Source organism: Loigolactobacillus backii, from assembly GCF_003946275.1.
In the GTDB taxonomy this organism is placed as follows: Bacteria; Bacillota; Bacilli; order Lactobacillales; family Lactobacillaceae; genus Loigolactobacillus; species Loigolactobacillus backii.
Window position 1 is genome coordinate 13,569 of sequence record NZ_RHNQ01000014.1, and the last position, 22,896, is coordinate 36,464.

General features: G+C 40.0%; 16 protein-coding genes. 4 read left to right on the forward strand and 12 right to left on the reverse strand.

The window, feature by feature from the left end:
* Positions 1-323 precede the first annotated feature (323 nt).
* From EKM61_RS04010 to EKM61_RS04025, 4 genes are all read right to left on the reverse strand, one after another.
* On the reverse strand, positions 324-1,478 hold the full coding sequence (locus tag EKM61_RS04010; RefSeq protein ID WP_068222327.1) for a mannitol-1-phosphate 5-dehydrogenase: 1,155 nt from the start codon (positions 1,476-1,478) through the stop codon (positions 324-326).
* 1 nt (position 1,479) lies between these two features.
* Positions 1,480-1,923, reverse strand: coding sequence for a PTS sugar transporter subunit IIA (locus tag EKM61_RS04015; protein WP_068222324.1), 444 nt, complete (start codon positions 1,921-1,923; stop codon positions 1,480-1,482).
* Between the two features lie 28 nt (positions 1,924-1,951).
* Complete coding sequence (locus EKM61_RS04020) at positions 1,952-4,060, reverse strand: BglG family transcription antiterminator (protein ID WP_338152592.1); 2,109 nt, start codon at positions 4,058-4,060, stop codon at positions 1,952-1,954.
* Positions 4,061-4,188: 128 nt separating this feature from the next.
* Positions 4,189-6,003, reverse strand: a complete 1,815-nt coding sequence (locus EKM61_RS04025) for a PTS mannitol transporter subunit IICBA (protein WP_068222318.1) — start codon at positions 6,001-6,003, stop codon at positions 4,189-4,191.
* Between the two features lie 407 nt (positions 6,004-6,410).
* Here EKM61_RS04025 and nagB point away from each other — a divergent pair, with 407 nt between their 5' ends.
* The gene (gene nagB, locus EKM61_RS04030; RefSeq protein WP_068222316.1) at positions 6,411-7,121 is read left to right on the forward strand and encodes a glucosamine-6-phosphate deaminase; all 711 of its coding nucleotides are present in this window, start codon (positions 6,411-6,413) and stop codon (positions 7,119-7,121) included.
* Between the two features lie 158 nt (positions 7,122-7,279).
* On the opposite strand, the gene EKM61_RS04035 is transcribed toward nagB, so the two are convergent.
* The 4 genes from EKM61_RS04035 to EKM61_RS04050 form a co-directional block, all read right to left on the reverse strand.
* Positions 7,280-8,761, reverse strand: coding sequence for an ABC transporter substrate-binding protein/permease (locus EKM61_RS04035; RefSeq protein ID WP_068222313.1), 1,482 nt, complete (start codon positions 8,759-8,761; stop codon positions 7,280-7,282).
* A gap of 152 nt (positions 8,762-8,913) precedes the next feature.
* On the reverse strand, positions 8,914-12,543 hold the full coding sequence (locus EKM61_RS04040; protein ID WP_068376547.1) for a MucBP domain-containing protein: 3,630 nt from the start codon (positions 12,541-12,543) through the stop codon (positions 8,914-8,916).
* Between the two features lie 324 nt (positions 12,544-12,867).
* On the reverse strand, positions 12,868-13,089 hold the full coding sequence (locus EKM61_RS04045) for a hypothetical protein (protein WP_068222307.1): 222 nt from the start codon (positions 13,087-13,089) through the stop codon (positions 12,868-12,870).
* 72 nt (positions 13,090-13,161) lie between these two features.
* Positions 13,162-13,626: a hypothetical protein gene (locus EKM61_RS04050; protein WP_068222305.1), complete on the reverse strand. Its 465-nt coding sequence runs from the start codon at positions 13,624-13,626 to the stop codon at positions 13,162-13,164.
* 407 nt (positions 13,627-14,033) lie between these two features.
* Between EKM61_RS04050 and EKM61_RS04055 the strand changes: the two genes are divergently transcribed.
* The gene (locus EKM61_RS04055; RefSeq protein ID WP_068222300.1) at positions 14,034-15,041 is read left to right on the forward strand and encodes a PocR ligand-binding domain-containing protein; all 1,008 of its coding nucleotides are present in this window, start codon (positions 14,034-14,036) and stop codon (positions 15,039-15,041) included.
* A 210-nt stretch (positions 15,042-15,251) separates the two neighbouring features.
* Here the strand turns inward: EKM61_RS04055 and queG are convergent, their stop codons facing one another.
* On the reverse strand, positions 15,252-16,385 hold the full coding sequence (gene queG / locus EKM61_RS04060) for a tRNA epoxyqueuosine(34) reductase QueG (RefSeq protein WP_068226172.1): 1,134 nt from the start codon (positions 16,383-16,385) through the stop codon (positions 15,252-15,254).
* 349 nt (positions 16,386-16,734) lie between these two features.
* Here queG and EKM61_RS04065 point away from each other — a divergent pair, with 349 nt between their 5' ends.
* Positions 16,735-16,920: a hypothetical protein gene (locus EKM61_RS04065; protein WP_068222297.1), complete on the forward strand. Its 186-nt coding sequence runs from the start codon at positions 16,735-16,737 to the stop codon at positions 16,918-16,920.
* A 70-nt stretch (positions 16,921-16,990) separates the two neighbouring features.
* Here the strand turns inward: EKM61_RS04065 and EKM61_RS04070 are convergent, their stop codons facing one another.
* Positions 16,991-17,569: a YdcF family protein gene (locus EKM61_RS04070; protein ID WP_068222294.1), complete on the reverse strand. Its 579-nt coding sequence runs from the start codon at positions 17,567-17,569 to the stop codon at positions 16,991-16,993.
* Between the two features lie 15 nt (positions 17,570-17,584).
* Positions 17,585-18,025 carry a hypothetical protein gene (locus EKM61_RS04075; protein WP_068222291.1) on the reverse strand — a complete coding sequence of 147 codons (441 nt, stop codon included), beginning with the start codon at positions 18,023-18,025 and terminating at the stop codon, positions 17,585-17,587.
* A gap of 124 nt (positions 18,026-18,149) precedes the next feature.
* Between EKM61_RS04075 and EKM61_RS04080 the strand changes: the two genes are divergently transcribed.
* Complete coding sequence (locus EKM61_RS04080; protein WP_158234211.1) at positions 18,150-19,058, forward strand: DUF5067 domain-containing protein; 909 nt, start codon at positions 18,150-18,152, stop codon at positions 19,056-19,058.
* Positions 19,059-19,161: 103 nt separating this feature from the next.
* Here EKM61_RS04080 and addA read toward each other — a convergent pair whose 3' ends face one another.
* Positions 19,162-22,896 (reverse strand): helicase-exonuclease AddAB subunit AddA, encoded by a 3,735-nt coding sequence (gene addA / locus EKM61_RS04085; RefSeq protein ID WP_068222285.1) that lies wholly within the window; start codon positions 22,894-22,896, stop codon positions 19,162-19,164.

Sequence of the window (22,896 nt, forward strand, 5' to 3'; positions counted from 1 at the left end):
TGCCTTTATTTATGTGGATCATCCCATAACGGCCACCAAGCAAGCTTGAACCGTTACTAGTCTTCAACGAACATACCACACTTTAGTAATTCTAACAAAGAAAGCTTGAGAAATAATTAAGAGTGGCACTTTTACGCCGGAAGTACAAAAAAAGAAGCCCAGAAAAGTCTGAGCTTCTTACTATTTCCGATCATTATTCTAGAACGTGCGCCAAAAACCTGGATTCACGTGCCTAACGGGAGTGTTTGGAAAAGCGCCCAGGTTCCTGTGCTTAGTTACGCAATAAACCCAAAACCGACTTTTGTTCCACTTCCAGTCCTTAATTATTTAGCGGCCAATTTGCCTTGGTATGATTTTGCAATTGCGCTAATCAAATCAGCATCCTTCAAACCAGTTACTTCTTTAATAACGCTGGTTAGATCTTCGTCCTTCAACATTTGTTGTAACTTAACTGATTCATCATCTTTAGGTTCATCGTAAGTAAAGATCATGCCAACAGTATCCAACAAGGTGCTGTAATCTAATCCCTTGGCCTTCAATTCACGCATTGGTCGTACAAAGCGTTCGTCGTAGCCTAACTTACGGATTGGTGTTCGTGCAACCCGTGAGATATCGTCAGAGATATATGGGTTTTGGAAACGACTAGCAACTTTATCTTGATATTCTTTTAATTCGGCAACCGTAAAGTCAAATTCATGGCTCAACAAATCACGAGTTTCGCTCAAAGCACCCTGCAATTGTTTCCAAATTTCAGGATCTTTAATGGCGTCACCAATTGTTGTATAACCTTTATATTTACCAGTATAAGCAACAGTAGCGTGGCCTGTATTAACTGAGAATAACTTCCGTTCGATGTATGGTTCCAAATCGGGAACGTAAACAACGGTATCAAGCTTCAATTCAGGATTCTTCATCTGGGATTCATCAACGACCCATTCCTTGAATGGTTCAACGGAAACGGCCAAAGGATCTTCATGATGTTGAATCGGTACAATCCGGTCAACGGCAGCGTTTGGAAAACCAACGTAGGCATCGGCGTACTTTTGTTCGTCGGCATTTAAATGCTTATAAACTTCAGTCTTTAAGAACTGACTGCCACCAATCATATTTTCACAGGCAATTGCATCTAACTTAGTTTCAGATTTTGCAGCTAAACGTGCCTTAATCCCATCAGCAATCAATGGTGCAATAAATGGTAAAATCTTAGGCCCAATGGCAGTTGTCACTAAATCAGTTTTTTCAATTGCTGCGACAACAGCCTCAGGATGATCCTTGTTATTTAAACCATCAACGTTTGCAACGTGAATCTTTTTATGGCCTTCAGCGGCTAATTCAATATCGTATTCGTGCCGTGCGTTTAAGGCATCAATGATGGTGCTGTTAACGTCAACGAAATCAATACTAAAACCATTTGCTGCTAAAGTTTCACCAATAAAGCCACGACCAATATTTCCTGCTCCAAAATGTACTGCTTGCACGTTACTCAACCTCTTTCAATAAATTGATAATTTCATCTGGTGACTGCGCGTCAGCCAACTTTTCGACATTATTAATGTCGCTACAGAAAAGTGCGATTTGCGATAATAACTGTAGGTGTTCACCATTTAAGCCTGCAATACCAAAGACTACGGTCACGAGTTTTTCATCTGCGGGATCATCCGCAAAATCAACACCCCAAGGCAATTGAACAATCGAAATACCTGTCTTTTTAATATACTGCTTACCGTCACCAGTGCCGTGAGGAATTGCGATAAAGTTACCCATATAAACGGAAACATCGCGGTTCCGCGCCAGCATTGAATCAACATAAGGTGCCTCAACGTAGCCGTGATCAACTAATAAGCCACCAGCCATTTTAATGGCATCCTCTTTGGTTTTAACTTCTTGGTTCAGCAAGATCATATCTTTATCAAGTGCGTCCATATTTCTCACCCTTTCTCTTTTACACTCGTCACTCTGGCGTTGCCGCGTCATTAATCACTTTAATTTCGTCTAAGAATAGACTACTGATTAGTTGATAAACGATTGACTGCGTCCCAGTTTTATAAATTTCTAAATTTAAATCACTTTCAATGATAGAACCACTAATCTTTCCCATCAAGCTATTTTCAGCAAAATTCATATTTGCTGGTCCTAGCATTAGTAAAACACGCGTTAATGCAATCGGTTTATTATCCATACCTTCAACGTCTAGCGCATCACTCAAATCATAAATTGAAAAGAATGGTTTTTTGATTGTACTATCGGTAGTGTGAATTAAAGCCATTGCCGTCCCCGGAATACCAACTGGTGCCTTACGCATTCGCTTAATTAATAGCTCGGCGACCCGGTGCGGATCACTCAACATGAGTCCATCCAAACTGGTCGTAATTTGCGTTAAGGTTGCTAGCAAGTCTTGATTGGCATTATTAATTTTTTGAACAGTGACGCGTTCTAAAATATCATTAGCAGTTCGCATTGCTTGGTAAACCTCTTTAAAATCCTGAGTTTTTTTAGCTAGTACCTTTGAATCAGTTGTGACCTGCTTTTTGGCCACCGTTTTCGGCGTACCATATTGGGTTACAATATCATCCTTAATTTCCTTGATTTCACTTTGAAGTAGCAACGGACTAATCATCTTATACTTCATTGGAAATCCTGGTAAGAAAATAGTGGATAAAACTAAATCATACTGACTCAAATCCAAATTATTCAATTCTGAAACTCGGGAAACTTTGAAATGTTTAATTTCTGGTACATTTTTACGTGATCGTGTTTCCAAAATCTTGGCCGTTCCGATACCGTTGGCACAAAGAACCAATGCAGATACTTCAGCCTTTTTAACTCGTTTTTCGTAAGAAGAAGCGAAGTGAATCACAATGTAAGCAATTTCGCTATCAACAAAATGTGTTTCCGGAAAAACCTTAACTAAAGCTGCACTAACATCCTTGTATAAATTAGAATACTCGGTCTTAATTTTTGTCAAAACCGGATTGTTAAGCTCTGGTATCTGAGAATGCGAGCGTTTCAAGGCGGCCGACAAATGTGCCATTAAGTCCTTAAATAGCGTATCGTCTTGTCGAAAATCCCAAGCAAAGCGTGTCGTTACATCAGCAATTAGTTCTCGGACTTGATACGATAAAGCCAAATCGTAATTTTCCAACATAATATTCTTCGGAATCGCAAAGCTCATTCCCTGAATCTGTAATGCTAAGAATTCAAGCTCCAGCATATTAACGTGATCCCGAATGGATTCCGGAAACTGATTAAACAGGTTAATGGCCAAATGTTGGTCCTTAAATAACTCATTTTTATCAACGTGCTTTAACTCATCTAACGTTTGTTCTTCGGCAATTCGCATTGCCGAAACCGTCAAAACAATGGTTAACTGTTGCAGCTGGCTATCAGAGAGATGCTGAAAATCGGATTTCTGGTACTTCGTAATTGCCTGAAAACTAATGGCTAACAGCTCAGAATCTAACAATTTAATGAAGTACATTGAACTGTATTCATTTTTTTGAGTAGCTCGATTATTTTTTTCCAAATACTCAAAGAATTCATATTCGTTAATTTCACTGTTGAGCACGCCACTTAAAACACGCCGACGATTACTCTCTTTTCCAGTAACTTGAATTCCTTGCGCCTTTTTGCGAACAATCTGTAATCGATAATCCGTAAAAATTGGTTCGATTGTCGTTAAATCTTGGGCAATGGTGGCGGAACTAACACCAAAATCATCCGCAAAAGTTTTCATTTTTACGATATCATTTGTCAGTAACAACCGACAAGTGATCGCGCTTTGCCGCCGGCGAACATCGAAATAACCAATGTTATCTTCAGTTGAAAGTTGCTGGCGCAGCTGCGTCATTGCGGCCGGTTTCCCCACCATTTGATAATAATTTTGTTTCTTAACTAATTGAATCTGTAAATGAGCAAGTGTTGTCTCAAGACTGGAAAGCTCTCGGTAAACAGTTCGCTTGCTAACGTGAAGTCGTTTCATCAAATCTTCACGGGTCATTCCTTGTGCGTTCCGTAATAGTAATAAAATTATCTCTGCTTCTCGATTGGAAAAGTACATCAAACCAACCTCTTTAATGTGAATAAAGTCGAGGCAAGGCGTTTGCGTAGCTTAATGCTACATACGGCAAAAGGCAAATTCTCCCCTAAAGAGAAAATTGGCCGCCTTTTGTGTCGTTTTTATTCACGATCTTATTTAAGTTCAGAGATAATTTTATCATACTCTGCAGGATCTAACAGATTACTCATTACGATAACTTGTAAATCAGCAAATTGCGATTTAATTCGTTTAGCAGTTTCACGACTAGCAAGAACCAACACTTCTGGCTTATCTTCCAAATCGTTAACAGCAACATTGCGTGCAGTTATTTTCTTATCGTTTTTCTTTAAAGCAGTCTTAAAGGTTGAAAGGGCCATTGTTGCCGAACCAACATTCTGGTCGTGATGAACGAAATCAACTTCAGTAACTTTGCTAAAATCAACTTTATAAGCCGAAGCGTCAGTTTCCTTAGTAGTAGAATCTTGCGCTGCATTTTCCGTTGAAGTCTCGTCATCTGCTGTAACTTCTTTGGTCTTCAAGCCGGCGACAATTTCATCGTACTTAGGACTATTCAAGAAGTTTTCAACTGATACGTGGACCGCATCTGGCGTCTTCTTCAAAGCTCGATCAGCTAATTCTTCTTGTGTAACAACTAATAAACCAGATTCATCCTTCAAATTACTAATGGCCGTGTTGGTTACAGAAAGATCCAAACCAGCTTTCTTAACCTTATCACGTAAGATTGAGGCACCCATTGCGGATGAACCCATCCCAGCATCACAAGCAAAAATAATCTTACTTACAGTACCACCAGATAAGATAGCTTTAGCGTCTTTGCCATTGCTAGCTTGAGGCTTGGTGTTACCTTTCATAGCATCTACTTGTGCTTGACCAGCTTCTAAAGCAGCATCCGGATTGGTCTTATCCCGGCGCAAGATAACCATTGAAATTAAGAAGGAAACAATCGTTGCTGCAGCAACACCGGTTAAGACAGCAACAAAGTTTCCAATACCTTTAGGTGTCATTAAGAGAATCGAAATAATTGAACCAGGTGATGGTGATGCTTTCAAGCCAGCACCTAACATACTAAAGGTAAACGTCCCAGTTACACCACCAGCGATAACAGATAAGAATAATGCTGGTTTCATTAAAATGTAAGGGAAGTAAATTTCATGAATCCCACCAAAGAATTGGATAATGATGGCACTTGGTGCAGATGCTTTAGCAGTCCCTTTACCAAAAATAGAAAAGGCAAGTAAAACACCAAGACCTGGACCTGGATCAGGTTCAAGCAAGAATAGAATTGACTTTCCTGCTTTAGCCGCTTGCTGAATACCAAGTGGTGTCAAAATCCCCTGATTAATAGCGTTGTTTAAGAACAAAACCTTCGCTGGTTCAATGAAGATATTTGCCAACGGAATTAAATGAATCGAAATGATGTAGTCAACACCAGTTGCTAACCAGCCACTTGCTGTTGTTACAACTGGGCCAATGGCATAACAGCCAATAATAGCTAAAAGCATTCCAATAATACCAGATGAAAAGTTGTTAACTAACATTTCAAAGCCTTGACGAATGTGAGGCTGAACTCGATCGTCCCACTTCTTAATACACCAGCCGCCAAGTGGTCCCATTAACATAGCACCAATAAACATTGGAATGTTGGCACCAACAATAACACCCATTGTTGCAATTGCACCAACAACCCCGCCACGATGACCTGCTATTGATGAGCCACCAGTAAACGCAATTAATAATGGTAGTAAATAAGTCACCATTGGTGTAATCAATTTGGCAAGATGTGCGTTTGGCAACCAACCAGTTGCCATAAATAATGCTGTAATTAAGCCCCAAGCGATAAAGGCGCCGATATTTGGCATAACCATGTTAGACAAGGCACTACCTAAACGCTGGACTTTCGTTTTAAGTGACGATTTTTTCTTCGTCGATGTTGCTGTATTTTCCATAACTTAAAACGCTCCTTTCCTTCTACTTTACGAAATTCATTGTAGCCGCTTCCTGAAATCGCTTCAACACGAACTTTGGCACACTTGATCGTGCCATCTTCTACTTTAACTAAAAAGTGGCACAAAAACAGACTAGATTCCGCTCTGCAATAACATCAGTTTTGGCGCACTTCAAAAATAACAACATAATCACGAAACAGCATAAAGAATCGTGTTTTAACGCCCTAATTAAATATAATTAGCAGTATAAATTCCACCGTTAATCGAATTACTTCTATATGAGAGCATGATTGTTGTTAAATAAAAAATCCAAAAAATGAGTGGAATGCTTGACTATTTTTCAAAACGATTTATAATTGGACTATACCAATAAAGGTACGAAAACTTATGAAGAGGGGTTCTAAATAATGAACGTTATCGTTGTTAAGAATGATGTTGAAGGCGGCAAAAAAGCAGCTGATATGATCCGCGAAGGTGTTAAAAATGGTGCAAAAGTATTAGGTCTTGCTACTGGTAGCACTCCTGTTGAAATGTACAAGAACTTAATTGCAAGCGATGTAGATTTCACTAAGATGACTTCCGTTAACTTGGATGAATACGTTGGTTTGGCACCAGATAATGATCAAAGCTACCATTATTTCATGCAAGACAACTTGTTCAACAAGAAGCCATTCGCTAAAAGCTACGTACCAAACGGTTTAGCTGAAGATTCTGATGCCGAAGCCGCTCGTTACAACAAAGTTATTGCTGATAACCCAATTGATATCCAAGTATTAGGTCTTGGCCGTAACGGTCATATTGGTTTTAACGAACCAGGCTCCCCCGTTGATGCTCAAACACGTAAAGTTGCTTTAACAGAATCAACAATCGAAGCTAACTCACGTAACTTTGAACATGAAGAAGACGTTCCTAAATACGCTTATTCAATGGGTATTGGTTCAATCATGAAATCTCAGAACATCATTTTGATGGCTTGGGGTGCTGAAAAAGCTGATGCTGTTAAGGGTATGATTGAAGGCCCTGTAACACCAGATCTTCCAGCAAGCATTTTACAAAAGAAAGATAACGTTACAGTTATCATCGACGAAGCAGCTGCTTCAAAATTAAGCAATAAATAATTTTAAAGACTAAAAAAGGACCAACGACGGCGGAAATTCCGTTTGTCGTTGGTCCTTTTTTTATACATTTTATTTTCTGTAACTAATTTGTCCTAAACATGCTAAAAATTATCGTTGCTCAATTGCGGAGTAGACTCTAACCGCTTTTTAAACGCTCTCTAATTTGAAGCCGCCATCTTATGTTCAGCCAAAGCCAACAATCGTGAAATACTGAAAGTTAAAACAAAGTAAATCAATGAAGCAACAATTAATGGTGAAAACGGCTTAAAGCTTGCGCCCTGAACAACACCCGTTTCAAACATCAATTCACCTACCCCGATTACTGAAACAACCGACGAATCCTTTAAGACAGTAATAAATTCATTTCCCAACGCCGGTAAAATATTTTTGATTGCTTGCGGTAACACAACATAACGCATACTAGCGGTTTGCGTCAATCCTAATGAACGCGCCGCCTCTAGCTGTCCTACTTTAACCGAATTAATCCCCGAACGAATAATTTCTGCTACGTAAGCACCAGAGTTAAGTGATACGGCAATCATACTTGAAATTAAGGCCGATAGCCCAAGACCCAACATTTGTGCGCCAAAGAAAACAATGAAAACCTGAATCAGCAGTGGTGTCCCCCGAATAAATTCGATGTAAATAACGGCAACGGCCTTTAATAACCAATTCTTCGATCGTTTCATAAAGGCAAGCATTGTTCCTAAAATAACCCCAAAGAACACACCAACAATGGCCAACTCAACGGTATAAAGTGTTCCTTTAAGGAAGTAACTACCATATTGTTGGAAGAAACTACTTTTTTTGAACATTAAAGCATTGGCGTCCTTTTTATACTTGGTCATTAACCCTTTTTGATTGATCGTAGTAATACTTTTATTTACTTGCTTTGTTAAGGCCGGCGCATCTTTGGGCATTGCAACGGCCGTTGGTTTTGTAGAATTAGCAAAACTAGTCTTAGTTATCGCAAAGTCCTTATTCTGCTGGACGTAAGCATCAGCAACTGGCTTTTCTAAAACAATTGCTTTAATTTTATTATTTTGTAAATTAAGTACTAAATCCGTTGTTTTTTGTAGTGACATCACCTTGGCACCAAACAACTCATTGTGCGCCAATGTTTCCTGAGTCGTTTGTTTTTGAGCACCGACTGCGACACCTTCATAATCCGCTGAAGTTTTAAATTTGGCGGCATCCTCTTTTTTGGCAATTACAACTTGCTTAACGTGTAAGTACGGCTTAGAAAAAGTAACCTGTTTAGCTCGCTCTGGCGTTTCCGACATGCCCGAAATAATCATGTCGACTTTTCCTGTTTTAAGGGCACCTAATAAAGCATCAAAACCCATTTCATTAATTTTTAATTTAACACCCATATCTTTCGCAATTCGCCTGGCAATCGATACATCAAAACCAACGATTTTATCTTGGCCATTAATTGTTTGGTGAAATTCGTAAGGTGGGTAATCGGCGGATAATCCAACCGTCATGTAGCCCTGTTTTTTAATTTTTTTCAAATACTTATCTGATTGCGTTGTTGTCTGCTCGGCGGCTAAACTTGGTGTGCTCGCCAGTACGGTCGGAACAAGTAATCCTAATAGTAAACTCATTAAAAGCAGCAATTTCTGAACCTTGTTTTTCATACTGGAGTCTCCTTTTTTAATCCGTTTTTAATTATTGAATTTATTATACGTTAAAAATAATTTTTATGCAAATATTATTCAATTATTAACTTACTTTAGGCCAAAAAAATAAGCGCTGCGGGGTTACCCAACAACGTTTATTTTCCTTCTATTTAATTTTTACGTTTTTTGAAACCAAACATTAACAAACCACTTAATTCCAATAAAAGTACACCTAACGCACTACTACTTTGTGCTTGTGTCTCGCCAGTTTGTGGTAATTTAGTCATTTTATTTTTTTCAACAACTGGTACAGCCTTTGTCGTTGTGGCAGCCTGTTTTACTTTTTTGTTAGTAAAGCCTGTTACTAGTTGCTTAGTTTTAACTAATTTTGTACTTGTTTTCCCAGTGACGGGTATTTTCTTGGTGCTTATCTTTGAAGCAACTACTTTTTTAGTAGCCTTAGTAGTCGGCTGGGATTGTGTTGGTACTGTCGGCTGGACAGCCGTTACTCGCTGATAAACATAGGTCACCGTTTGTGGTGTTGTTGTTAATGTCCCAGTTGCGGCTGCGCTACCGGCGGCTAAACGCTCGTACGTATAACCTGCAATTGTTCCCGGACTTGTGGTATAACCCTTACCAACAAAGGCCCCATCTGGATAAACTGTGCTGCCAGTTCCAAGACTGTTTCCTTGTTCATCTTCATACTGCACGGTCACAGTTGCCGCCTTAACTGGATTTTGCTGGTAGACATAAGTCACTGTTTGTGGTGTTGTTGTTAATGTCCCAGTTGCGGCTGCGCTACCGGTAGCCAAACGATCATACGTATAACCTGTGATCGTCTTCGAGTCCGTGGTATAACCCTTACCAACAAAGGCTCCATCCGGATAACTTGCGCTGCCAGTCCCGAGACTATTACCTTGTTCATCTTCATACTGAACGGTCACGGTCGCCGCCTTAACTGGATTTTGCTGGTAGACATAGGTCACCGTTTGTGGTGTTGTTGTTAATTTGCCACTAGCTGCAGCACTACCATTACCCAAACGCTCGTACGTATAGCCTGAAACCGTTCCCGGACTCGTAGTATAACCCTTACCAACAAAGGCCCCATCCGGATAAGCTGCGCTGCCAGTTCCAAGACTGTTTCCTTGTTCATCTTCATACTGAACAGTCACGGTTGCCGCCTTAACTGGATTTTGCTGGTAAACATGCGTCACCGTTTGTGGTGTTGTTGTTAATGTCCCAGTTGCGGCGGCACTACCGGTAGCCAAACGATCATACGTATAACCTGAAACCGTTCCCGGACTTGTGGTATAGCTCTTCCCAACAAAGGTCCCATCTGGATAAGCCGCGCTGCCAGTCCCAAGACTGTTACCTTGTTCGTCTTCATACTGAACAGTTACCGCCGCACCATTTTGTTGGTAGACATAGGTCACTGTTTGCGGCGTTGTCGTTAATGTCCCTGTTGCCGCGGCACTACCAGTAGCCAAACGATCATACGTATATCCTGAAATCGTTCCCGGACTCGTAGTATAACTTTTGCCAACAAAGGTTCCATCTGGGTAGGCCGCACTGCCAATTCCAAGACTATTACCTTGCTCGTCCTCATACTGAACAGTTACCGCCGCACCATTTTGTTGGTAAACATAAATCACTGTTTGCGGCGTTGTTGTTAATTTGCCACTAGCTGCAGCACTACCATTGGCCAAACGCTCGTACGTATAACCTGCAATCGTTCCCGGACTCGTGGTATAACTCTTACCAACAAAGGCTCCATCTGGATAAACTGCACTGCCGGTTCCAAGACTGTTACCGGCCTCATCCTCATACTGAACGTTAGCAACAGCCTTTACGGTAACAGTAACAGTCTGATCGGTTTCATTACCGTCCTTATCCGTTACCGCGTAAGTAACATTATACGAGCCTGACTGTTTTGTATCAAAGCCACCATCATCTTTGACAACGATATTACTTGTAATATCGCCATCTTCAATATCGTTAGCGGTTGCCGTATTTTTTAGGTTGTAATCAACATCATAATCAACAACTTGGTTGCTAACTTCAAGTGAAGGATAGAAACCATTTGTCCCCACCTTAGCAAAAGCCGAATTTAAATTAACCACATAATGAGAGGGTTCACTCGCACCTGGTTTTGTATAATCAATTGAAAAACCATTCAAATATTGAGCATTAGGGTCAGCACCCTTAACTGCATAAGTAATCAAATAAATGGCATCTGAAGTTGTATTACCTAAATTAATTTGAAAATTATGATCACCATACGTAATTTCATTGGCAAACTGATCCGTCACGTCAACACCCAAATGCACAATTCTAATTGAATCAGGAATTAGTGTCTGATTTGTATCATAGGTAAAACCTAATGTTACGTCACTATATGGTCCTAATTTCATACTTTGATTGTATGCATTTTGAAAATCCATTTCTCCTGAACTGAGCTTAAATAAACCATATTTGGTACCATCTTGTGTCGCGGTACCCACAAAGTTAGTAACGTTTGTCCCCGTATAGCTAGCAGTATTTTGCCAATATGGTGAAATGAGTGAGCTATCAGAATTATCGGTATTGCCTGTGACTGTGATTATTGGATTGGCTACTGGAACAGCAATAATTGTCCCATTAGTATTTAAAATATTGGCCAAAATCGGTGCACCTTGCGTTACAGAGGTAGAATTATTAACGGCAAAAACTGGAATCTTAATTGTAACCTCCCCAAGCGTAGAGATTGTTTTAAGAAATTTAAATTTAATTTGATTATTTGCCGTATCAACCGTCATTGCTAAATAATCGGGTAAATTCAACTCACTCGACTGTAAACTAGCATAACTCAGCACTGATGAATCAACCGTTAAATCCAATTCAGTGCCCACCGGAATAGTATTTGTACTGAGATTGTTAATTGCAACACTTAAAGTAACGTTTTCATAAGGTGAAACATCTCCAGTTGCATTTGTATCAATTGTGACATTGTCGGCCTGAAGTCCTTCTGTTACTGCCAACTCACTCAATTGGGATTCATTAGTAGCAGCTGTTCGTTCTGGGCTAACAATTTTAGCCTGTCGACCTGCATATTTCGCAGTGTCCATTGATTTTCCCGCACTTTGGATCTTCCCACCTACAGATGCCACGTCTGAAGTGGCTGTTGATTCTTGAGTTTGTGTCTTTCCAGACGAACTTTGATCTGTGCTCGCTGCTGAAGTATTGGCCCCAGAACTTGCTGCCGGAGCCGCACTCGTAGCCTTTGAATTTATTTGCGCATCAGCCACTGAACCAGTCGTTGCAGAATCAACTTGCGCGTCCGCAGACGAGCTTTGACTGGCACTTACTGCTGATGAATTTGAGTTTGCTACAGAGCTTGCGGCTGTGGCCTCGCTTGAACTTTTTGAACCAATTTGTGAATTAGCAGTGCTTTGCTTAGGAGCCGCTGAATTGGCCTGTGTGCTCGCGGACGAACCTTGATCAGAGCTCATCGCTGAGGTATTGGCCACAGAAGTAGCCACCGGTACTGCCGATTCAGCGGTAGCCGCGCTATTAACTAAAGTGACCACTTGTCCTTGATTTGAGTTTGTTGGCGCAATTGTCACTTGATCTGATTTGTTTACATTATTAGACTCATTGTTCACGGCTGCATGAACATTTCCTTGATTTAAAAATCCACCACCAAAAAAAGCAATACTTAGTAAACCAGCAAATAACCATCGTTTACCAGATTTATACATTTTATAATGTAGTTTAGTTTGTGTTTCAAACGCCCGTAATTTATTTTCTTTAACATTACGCACAATAAATCATCCCTTAACCTAACCCTTAAAGAGCTAAAATTGTGATACCAACAAGTATATGGTACTACTTTATTAAGACCGTTCGAAACATAAATAGGCAATATTTTCACCCAAATTCAAATTAAATTCTTATGTAATTTGATAAGAGTAATTAGATAAATTATTCCAACCTTCATTTTATGTACCCCTTACCAAAATTTATGAACCTCTAATCAAATAACTCGTTTACGAATAGATAATGCCTTAAATCATTTACTATTTTCCAAAACAAAAAGCCCGCAAGACATTTAGCTTGAAGGCTTTTTGATTTGGAAAGTGATTCAGCTACCGATCACTACGCAATTCATGTCGGTGCCGTGGATGTAAATAAAGACCAAATTTATTCATTACTACTAAAATCAAGGTTGCCATCACTAAACCAGTTAATACCAACATAATCGATGAATTGGTTGTTAGAACTGTGTATAAACAACCTAAAATAATGATAACTTGCAAGATCGTTGTTAGCCACAATATACGCGGCGACCTGGGCCGGTCAGATTTCATCCTTCATCATTCCTTCTTTACACATTTTATACTTGTATTGTAGCATGTTTCGGTCAACTTGCTACTATTTAACTACCCTTTTTGAACAACAATTGCTGTTTCGGCGGGTAACTTATCTTCCAAAAATTGGTTTAAGTCAGTCATGTTTTGCTGAAAATCTAAAGCAATCACACGTTCCTTATCCGTTTGAAAAATAGCCTGAATTCCCTGTTTAGTTGCACGCAAAGTAACTTTTTTAATGTGTGCGTAAGCCGTGTAACTAAAGAGAACACTATCAGTTAAGATTCCTGTTTGCGTCAAACCTGCACGTAGAAAGGCCCCCGCAACACAAGCAACCGCTAGAATTAAATTAATTATTTTCCCACCAATTGTTACTTTTTCCAAGGTCTCAATTAAAAAAACAACTGCCAAGGCACCAAATAAAATTGTGTACATCCAACTCATTAATGCATGATATTCTAACTGTTTTTGAATACCATATAAATAAACTAATAGGGCAATCGCCGCTATTAAAAGTACTCCCATCAACCACAACATTAGGCAGATCTCCTTTTGTCCAATATTTCTTACTTAATTATACAAAGAAAAAGTGGGATATTTGGAAATCTCATTAAACTGTTGTAAAACGGTAACATTACCGTAATATATAGGCTGAATTCTGTTATTATTGTAAAATTTTTTAAAAGTAAGGCGCTTATCTAAATCAACCTCCCTTAAATAAGCCATTTTTGATTTAAAATTAAGATAATCTTGGCATGTTTTAAGTGAATAAAAAATCATGAAATCAAATAATTCATCATTTTTATTTCTCAGATCCAGTCCTACTCTTTATAAAACGCCGATAGATTAGCTTTACGGATCACTTAATTCTCGTTATACTAAAAATGGTTTATATGATTTATTACGATGTGGTGTGCAATATTTTTATAAACGGAGGTGATGGCATGTTAAATCGGCAAACTTACCTAGTGTCAAATCAAAAAGTACTTGATAAAATTCTACAGGAATTTACTGCAGCGACTGATTTGCCTACAATACTTGTTGATACACAGGGTAACGCACTTACTTCTAGTCATGGCTTCACTCCTTTTTGTCGACTTATGCGGCAAAATGAGGCAACTCAAAAGCTTTGCCAAAATTGCGACGTTGCAGGCGGCCACCTTGCCTTGAATAATAAGCGACCAACACCCTATCTTTGTCACGCCGGCCTAGTGGATTTTTCCTATCCCATCATGCTTGATGACCAAGTCATTGCTTACATTATTTGCGGACAGGCCAAGGTTAAAGATGGTGCCGAACTCCAACCAATCACGGAACAAAAAACTACTTTATCTACGAATGCTGCTTTAAAGTCAGCCTACACAGCCCTTCCATTCGTAAACTTAGATAAAGTTAAGGCAGCGGCAAAATTGCTCCAGATGATTATCAATAATTACCTAACTGATATTGTCGATCAAACTTTAACTGTTGGCCCCTTTAGTTCAGTACCAAAATCAGTGCAACAAGGAGTCACATCAGCAAACGACGAGGCTTGGGCAACCAATAATCAAGCGACGCAGACCGCAAACATTGATTTTAAGATCCAACCAGCTGCGGCACAAACGGTAATTGATCATCCCCAAAAAGCCGAAATCAAAAAGGCCATTATTTACATTAACAGCCATTTAAATGAAACCATTACACTCAATGCCGTTGCTAAGCACGTCTTTTTATCTAGCTATTATTTAAGTAAGTTATTTAAAAAAGAAATGAATATTAATTTTGTAGACTACGTTAACCGGAAGAAAATCGATCGTGCCATAATTTTACTTCAGGACGCGACGTGGTCAATTGATAGTATTGCCCATAATTTAGGCTTTTCACAAACTAGTTATTTCAGTAAAACTTTTAAAAAAACAACGGAATTATCCCCCAGCCAATATCGGAAGCAAATTCAAAAAAATAACGAGTAATGATAGTTGTTTGCGCTGGGACAAAAGCCCTTGCCTCTTATTGTTTCCGATCATTATTCTAACGTGCGCACGACCGACGTTTGTCCCACTTCCGGCCATTTTCTTAAAATTTCAAAAAATACAAAAACAGTGGCAGGTCAAGTATATTATGGCCTGCCACTGCTTTCTTCTAGCGCTATAGTAGAACTTAATCAATTTTCATTAGGGCAACTATTCCAACAATTTATTAATCTCCGCCCTAACATCAACGTCGGTCTCATTAAGCAGACGTTCCTTAAAAAAGCGGTGTAATTCGTCATTTAGACCACGGCTTAACTGCCCCACTGCCCAGACCGCAGTTAAACGAATTACTGGTCGTGGGTCTTCTTCAATCAACTGTAATAATAATGGCAGTGCACTACGATCCTTCATGTTGGCTAAAGCAATAATTGCGTTGCGTTGAAGCGGCTTCTTCCCCCGCCACGAGCCGGCTAAACGGCCAAATTGTTCTTTGAATTCACGGTTGCTTATCGTTAACATTGGTTGCAAGATTGGTGTTACTTCATCTACTCGTGGCTCCATTTCTTCGTGTAAATGAAAATCCTTTCCCCTATTAAATGGGCAAACTAACTGGCAAATGTCACAACCATAAATAACACTGCGTATTTCGGAACGGAATTCCTCTGGCATGACACCTTTCGTCTGCGTTTGGTAAGAAAGACACCGTTGAGCATTTAACCGTCCATCCCCCATCAAGGCCTGTGGTGGACAATAATCAACGCAGCGTGTGCAAGTTCCACACTGATTTTCTACTGGTGTATCTGGTTCAAAGGGAATATTAGTTATAATTTCACCTAAATAGACAAAAGACCCAAACTTTTCCGTTATTAGAAGTCCGTTGCGGCCAATAAATCCTAGACCAGCACGCTGGGCCACTGCAACATCACTTAGTTCGCCAGTATCCACCATCGGTTTGAAAGTGAAATTTTCTTCTGGAACGGTAGCATTAATAAAATCCACCAATTTTGTCATGCGGTCTCGTAAAACGAAATGGTAGTCTTCCCCCCAGGATGCTCGGGCAAAACTACCCCGCCGTTTGGTTCGATCACGCGGGGCCTTTTCTTGCATCCGACTTGGATAGGCCAATGCGATTGCGATAATTGATTTAGGCTGATCAAATATTTTCTCCGGATACAAGCGCTCTGCCATGACTTGGTGCTCAAAACCACTTGTATGCCCAGCAGCCTTTTGGGCCAAGAGACTTTCCTTCATCTCTGCAAACGGCGCTGCATCCGTGAAACCAATTTGATCAATTCCAATTTCATCACTTGCGGCAATAATTTTACGTTTTAGATCATTATACAGGGTAGGCACCTCCCTTTTTATGCCTGTTATTTTTAGACTGTATTTTTAAATTAGTCTCCTAAATTACGTTTAATTCTGGATGCTAAGGCCGCTTTATTGAGGTGAGGCTGGAGCAAAAGTCCTAGCCGCTTACTATTTCCGCGCATTACTCTAGAACATGCACCAAAAGTCGGGGTTCACGTGCCTAACGGAAGTGCGATTAGATTAGCTTACGTCACACAGTAAACTCAAAAACTGACTTTTCACCTCTTGTTTAGCCCTACAATTATTGTCCTATTGCTTATAAATTGCTTTTGTAAATCGTACTTGTTATGCTGAGTTTACACACATCAGGAAGGGAGCCACGATAATGTCACAACAAACTGACTTACAAAAGCATCTCCAGACCATTCAAAATAACGAATTTGATCCGAAAAGTATTCAGCACAACACTTTCCGTTCCTGCATTCACCGTAGTGCTCAAAACCTTGGCTTCGTAAAGGACAACCAATTAACTAAACGCGGACACGAGCATTTAAAAATTAAACTAACTTAACTTCAGCACACAACCATAAGGGTTCAGGACAAAAGCACACTTTTGTCTTGAACCTATTTTGTTGTCTTTGCTATGCTAACGGTATTTGCCAAAGCATTTTAGCATAAGTTTGACCAAAATGTCGTAATCGATCTTGATACGTCATTTCCTTCGGGTAAGGAGCCGGACTTAGCGTATGCTTAATACCATATTTATTAGCATAAAAACTCGCCTTCCGATTATGCCAAGGTACGGTCACGATCAGACAACGTTGCAGTTGAAACTGGCGCAATAATTTCAACGAAAAAGAAAAATTCTCAGCAGTGTTGCTGGCTTGCCGCTCGCGAATAATTGCTGCTTGCGGTATACCACGTGCGATCAATCCCTGAGCCATGACGTCGGCCTCAACGAATTGATTGTGGATTGCCCCACCAGACACCAAGACGTATGAAGCAAGCCCCTGACGGTACAGCTGGACTGCCTGATCTAAAACAACCCGTAAAGTTGGTGTTTCCCTCCCGTGAGCAGTAGCCGGATGACCTGGAATCAGAATAACATCACTACGCTGGTGCCGATTTTTTCGTGCTTTAGGGTAAGCAAACACTGGTATGCTGGTAACAATTAAAATACCTGCCAAAAAACTACCCCAAAAAGTTTTTCTCCTCATCATCAGGTCACCCCTTCACTAAATTTTACCTTGTTTAATTAAGGTTCGTAGTACTTGCACCATATGGTCACTTTTTATACCAGTAAATTGGGTCACTGGTATTGGAAACGCCAGAATTTTGGTCAATGTTGCTCGATCTAATTCAGAAGCGGTTCGGCCGGCCAATTCCGGATCATCAATGCCAGTTAAGCGGATGCCGTGTAGAAAAAATTGAACCAACGCCTGAAAATAACGGTCATCTACCACTTCTTCACCACTTTGTTTTGTGTCGGCACGTTTCAATAAATAGATTGGCACAACGTTTTCGTTATGGTAAAAATCAGTAATAATTTGTGAATATTCCGCCGCTGATGAATTTGTATCAAGTTGAGCGTACTCCCCTGCTCGTAATTGTTGGACGGCGTTATTTACGATTAGAACACGTTGAAATCGTTGTACTGTTTCTTCGTCATTTTCCAATATAATCACTACCTTTTGAGTTAATCATAACATGCTAGTCATTAAATTTTTGTCACTATTTCAAGACCATCCCCAGAGATGTTATACTAGAAGAAACATTAGAATGAATTGGGGTAAGAAGAATATGCGGAAATCATTAACATTACTGACAGCCGTTCTAAGTATGGGATTACTTTTAGGTGGTTGTGGCAAACAAAGTCAAAAAAACCAGACAAAGGCCGAGTCAACAAGCCTTGCGTCCAAGCAGCATTTATCTAATTTTCAGCTCCAGCAAAAATACGTTGCCCTGACTGATGCGGCTATGAAACCAGTTAATTTGATTAACCAACAAACTGATAGTTCTAACCAAAAATTATCTGCTAGTTTGACATCAACTAAGCAAAAAGTACAAAAGATCCAAAAAGAACTTCGTGCCAATCAAAATAACCCTAAACTGACAAAAAGCTTGCAGCACTATGCCAAAACAATTTTGACGCTTGTCAGTTCCGTTGGCTCAAGTAATAATAATAGTTACTCAACTAGCTTCACAAAGCTTAACACCGAGGCTCATGATATCGCTAAAACTGATTTTAATAACGAAATTCCTGATTCTTTACAAAATTCTTTAAACTATCAGGCCGAAAATAATACCTATGCCTCGGGCAATATTATTAATACTAAGGGTTTCCGAATTACCTTTACTAAAATTCAAATTGTCTCTGACGATAGTAATGGTAAGGTTGTCCTCTTCAACTACACTTACCATAACAAACATAAAACGGCTACTACACCACAAACTGATCTAAACAAATATGGTGTTTTTCAGCAAAATGGTGTTGACTTAAGCACTGGCACACCGGCTAGTTCGTATATTTCAAGTAACTCAAATTATAGCACTGCGGCACAACAAGCCACGACAGCAGTTGAGCCCGGAAAAACGGTAACGGCTGTTGCTAGTATCGAGCTAAAAGACGATAAGGCAGCGGTTAATTATGAAGGAAATAATCCTAGCACTCATAAATCAATTGGTACAATAACCATCAAATTACAGTAAACAGAAAAAAAGGGATGGGGTAAAAATAAATTTTACCCCATCCCTTTTTGCTGTTTTAAACAGCTTTTAATGAATAAAATTCCAACCACTAACCTTTTAAAAGCTAATTAACTGCCACAAGCTTGCCAACCGCCAATAAATAAAGGTACTTAGCAGTTACTGGACGCTTCAAAATTTGACCAAGTGCCGCAGCATAAAGGTTTAATTGCCCCGAATATCGTTGCTTAATTGCTTGAATTCCGGCATCTGGTTTGTTTTTAGCAACCCGATCGGTTTTGTAATCAAACAAAATTACTTGGTCAGAAAGGACTAGATAACCATCCATAATCCCATGAATTAATACCGGAGCATCATTTTGCTGGTTAAAGTCCGTAAATAATTGTTTGGCCGGTAATAACATGGAAAACGGTGCTTCACGCGTCACTTGATCAGGGTTCGCCAATAGTAATTTTCCTAACGAACTAGCAAAAAAATTAATTAAATTGGAAACATTAACCTTTTTTGCCACGGCATCCGTCAAGATACCCGCTTCGACTAAACGCGTCAACGTTTCTCCAATTATTTCATCCGTGGGTGGTACGTGTAAATCTAGTTCTTGTAACACTAAATGAGTTGCACTCCCAATTTCTGCTGGCGTTGGTGCCGTAACTGTCTGCATAAATTTGGGCACCATAAAATCATGATTAACGAAACGATGCTGTCCTTTTGGCGCACCATTCAGTTGCAAAGGATTCATTTCACTATTATCGGGGTCATCAAATAACCGCTTCACTTCGGATACCGATTGATAGGCCGTTGTTTGGGTGGCCGTTACATCGGGATAGTTTAGATTTAGAACTTGCTCAATCTGGGCCTGCCGCTCAACGGAACCTTCTGGCTGTGTTGTTTTTGCCGTTGTTTCATCTAACCAAGTCGTCGCCGCTTCAGTCGTTGCCTGTAGCGGATCAGTTGGCAACACTTGCTGCTTATTGGCAAAAGTTATTTTGAACTCCGTTTTATCAAGTGCCAGGCCGGAAAAATCACTATTCTGTGTTAACAATTCCTGATCAAATTGCGGGTGCCGGATTAAGCACATCCCAATCCAATCCATAAAATTAGTCACGTTACTTCTAGTGGTTTCATTCAAAACTAGATGTTCACTTTGTAGCGCTGCCTGCCATTTTTTTACAGCCGTCTTTTGATCGGGGTAAGAGCCTACAATATAGAGTTGCTGCTCAGCACGTGTTAAAGCAACGTATAATAGCCGCATTTCCTCGGCCGCCTGTCGTTTTTTAACCTGTGCCTTGATAACTACTTGTTGCGGAGTTGGAATTTTAATTCGCTGCTCAGGCTCCAAATAGGTAATCCCAATCCCCGCACGATCATCTAGTATATAGTCCTGCCTTAAACTAGTCTGATTAAATTCATGGTTGGCATCCATCAAGAAAACAACGGGAAATTCAAGCCCTTTACTACCATGAATTGTCATTACAGACACAGCGTTCTCCGTTGTTTGGGTTGGTGCCTCAGCCAGATCCTTATTCTTTTCCTGCATCTTTTCGATAAAACGTACAAACTGAAAAAGGCCTTTAAAGCTGCTTGCTTCATAAGCGTGCGCCCGTTCATAAAGAGCGTGAAGATTGGCCTGCCGCTGAGCTCCTGCAGGCATGCCACCAACGTAATCAAGAAACCCAGTTTCTTGATAAATAGTCCAAATCAACGTCACTAATTGATTTTGGCGCGCTAAAGTTCTAAATTCATCAAGCTGGCCTAAAAAACGATCAATTTTCTGGGCCAATTTTTGTTGAAACTCATTACCAGTAGTAAAATTCTGGTGAAATCTAACCACTGCCGCATAATAATCACCTGTTCGCTTAGTTATCCGTAAGAAGGCCAATTCGTTTTCATCCAAGCCAACAATTGGCGAACGTAATACACTTACCAGCGGAATATCCTGATACGGATTATCAATCACACTTAGTAAAGCCATCATAATCTGAATTTCAGTCGTTTGAAAATAATTCTGTGCATCATTAACAACAACTGGAATTCCCAGTTGTTTGAATAATTCGGTAATAACAAGGTTATTTTTGCGCGTCGGTGTTAGTAACACAATATCCTGATACTTTAAATCACGTTGTTTACCTGGATGAAGATGACGATCATATATTTGGCTATGATCAGCAATTATTTTTTTAATCCGCTGACCAGCCATCATAATCTGCCCTTGTGCTTTATCATCGATTGAAAAACTTTCATCCACTGGCTCGGCAGTTTCTTCTTGAGTCTCTTGAGTCTTTGCTTCGTAAATCATAACCTCGGCGTGGGGTTCCATTGGTGGGTACTTTGCGCTGGCAACTAATTTGGCACTGTCATCGTAAGCCATTTCTCCAACCTGTTCATCCATTAGTTGACTAAAAAGTAGGTTAATAAAATTGGTCACATTAGTCACTGAGCGGAAATTATCGGCCAAAATAATGCGTTCACCCACCGCCGAATCGGTAAATTCCTTATATTTGGCCAAAAATAAGCCTGGATCGGCCAAGCGAAAAGCATAAATAGATTGCTTAACATCGCCCACCATAAATAAATTTCCTGGGTTATTTTTCGCAACTGTCGTCAGAATAGTTTCCTGAAGTCGATTAATATCCTGATACTCATCAACCAATACTTCACTAAATTTCTGCTGTAATGTTTGGCGTGTTTGTTGACCACTTTCGGAATCAGCAGTAAGAATCTGTAACGTAAGGTGTTCTAAGTCGCTAAAATCCAAAACGTGGCGTCGCCGTTTTTCCTTAGTAAAGGCGTCACTAAATTGACGAACGACAGCAACTAAGCTTTGAATTAACTTGGCCGCGGCCTGCATAACACTCAAAGCCTGTTGTTCATCAAGGGCAAAATAATCCACCGCTAACTGACTAATTTGTTTTTTTACTTGCTTTCGGTACTCTAATATTTGCTCTTTTGTTGCTTTAGCCTCATCGGACAACTTACGCAGCCCTGGCGCCCGCTCAAATTTAAAGTTGGCTAGATTTTGCCGAATTGTGTTCCAATTATCTGCTTCTAATGTCGTTTGTAGTTGTTGAATTTTTTCACCATCACTAGCCAAAACTGGGGAAAATTTTTCCAACTCATCCACCGCTAATTGTCGCGCACTGGCTAAATCATTTTGGGCCTGAGTTAATTGTGCTTCTAATAATGGGCGTAACTGCTTTTGAAAGAACTCACTTGCCGTTAAGCTTGAACCAGATACTTGGTAAGACGTCACTAACTGAGTTAACCAGGCAACTGGATCGGGATTGGCGTTAGCAAAATCAAACAGCCTGAACACTAAATCATTTAGACCATCGTCGTTGCGATCATTAGAAAAATTTTGAACTAACATCGTAAAATCATTGGCCCCATCACCATAAAGCTTTTCCCGTAATTCATCCCAAACTTCTTCGCGTAGCAGTAAATTCTCTGTATCATCGGTTAATAAACGAAATTCAGGATCTAAGTCGATAACGTAATAATAGCGCTGAATCAATTGTAAACAAAAGGCGTGTAACGTACTAATATTAGCTACTGATAATAGCGTTAATTGATGCCGTAACTCCTGTTGCTGTTTTCCTGGTGTGGCTGCCTGAATGGCCTGCTCAAGCGCAGTCTGAATTCGCTGGCGCATCTCAGTAGCAGCAGCGTCAGTAAACGTCACAACTAATAGCTCATCAATACTCGTACCGTGTAATATTTTTTGAATGACTCGCTCAACTAAAACAGTTGTCTTACCTGAGCCAGCCGAGGCCGACACCAAAATATTAGTTCCTTGCGCCACAACTGCTCTTTGCTGGCTTGCCGTAAAAGTTGCTTTTGCCAT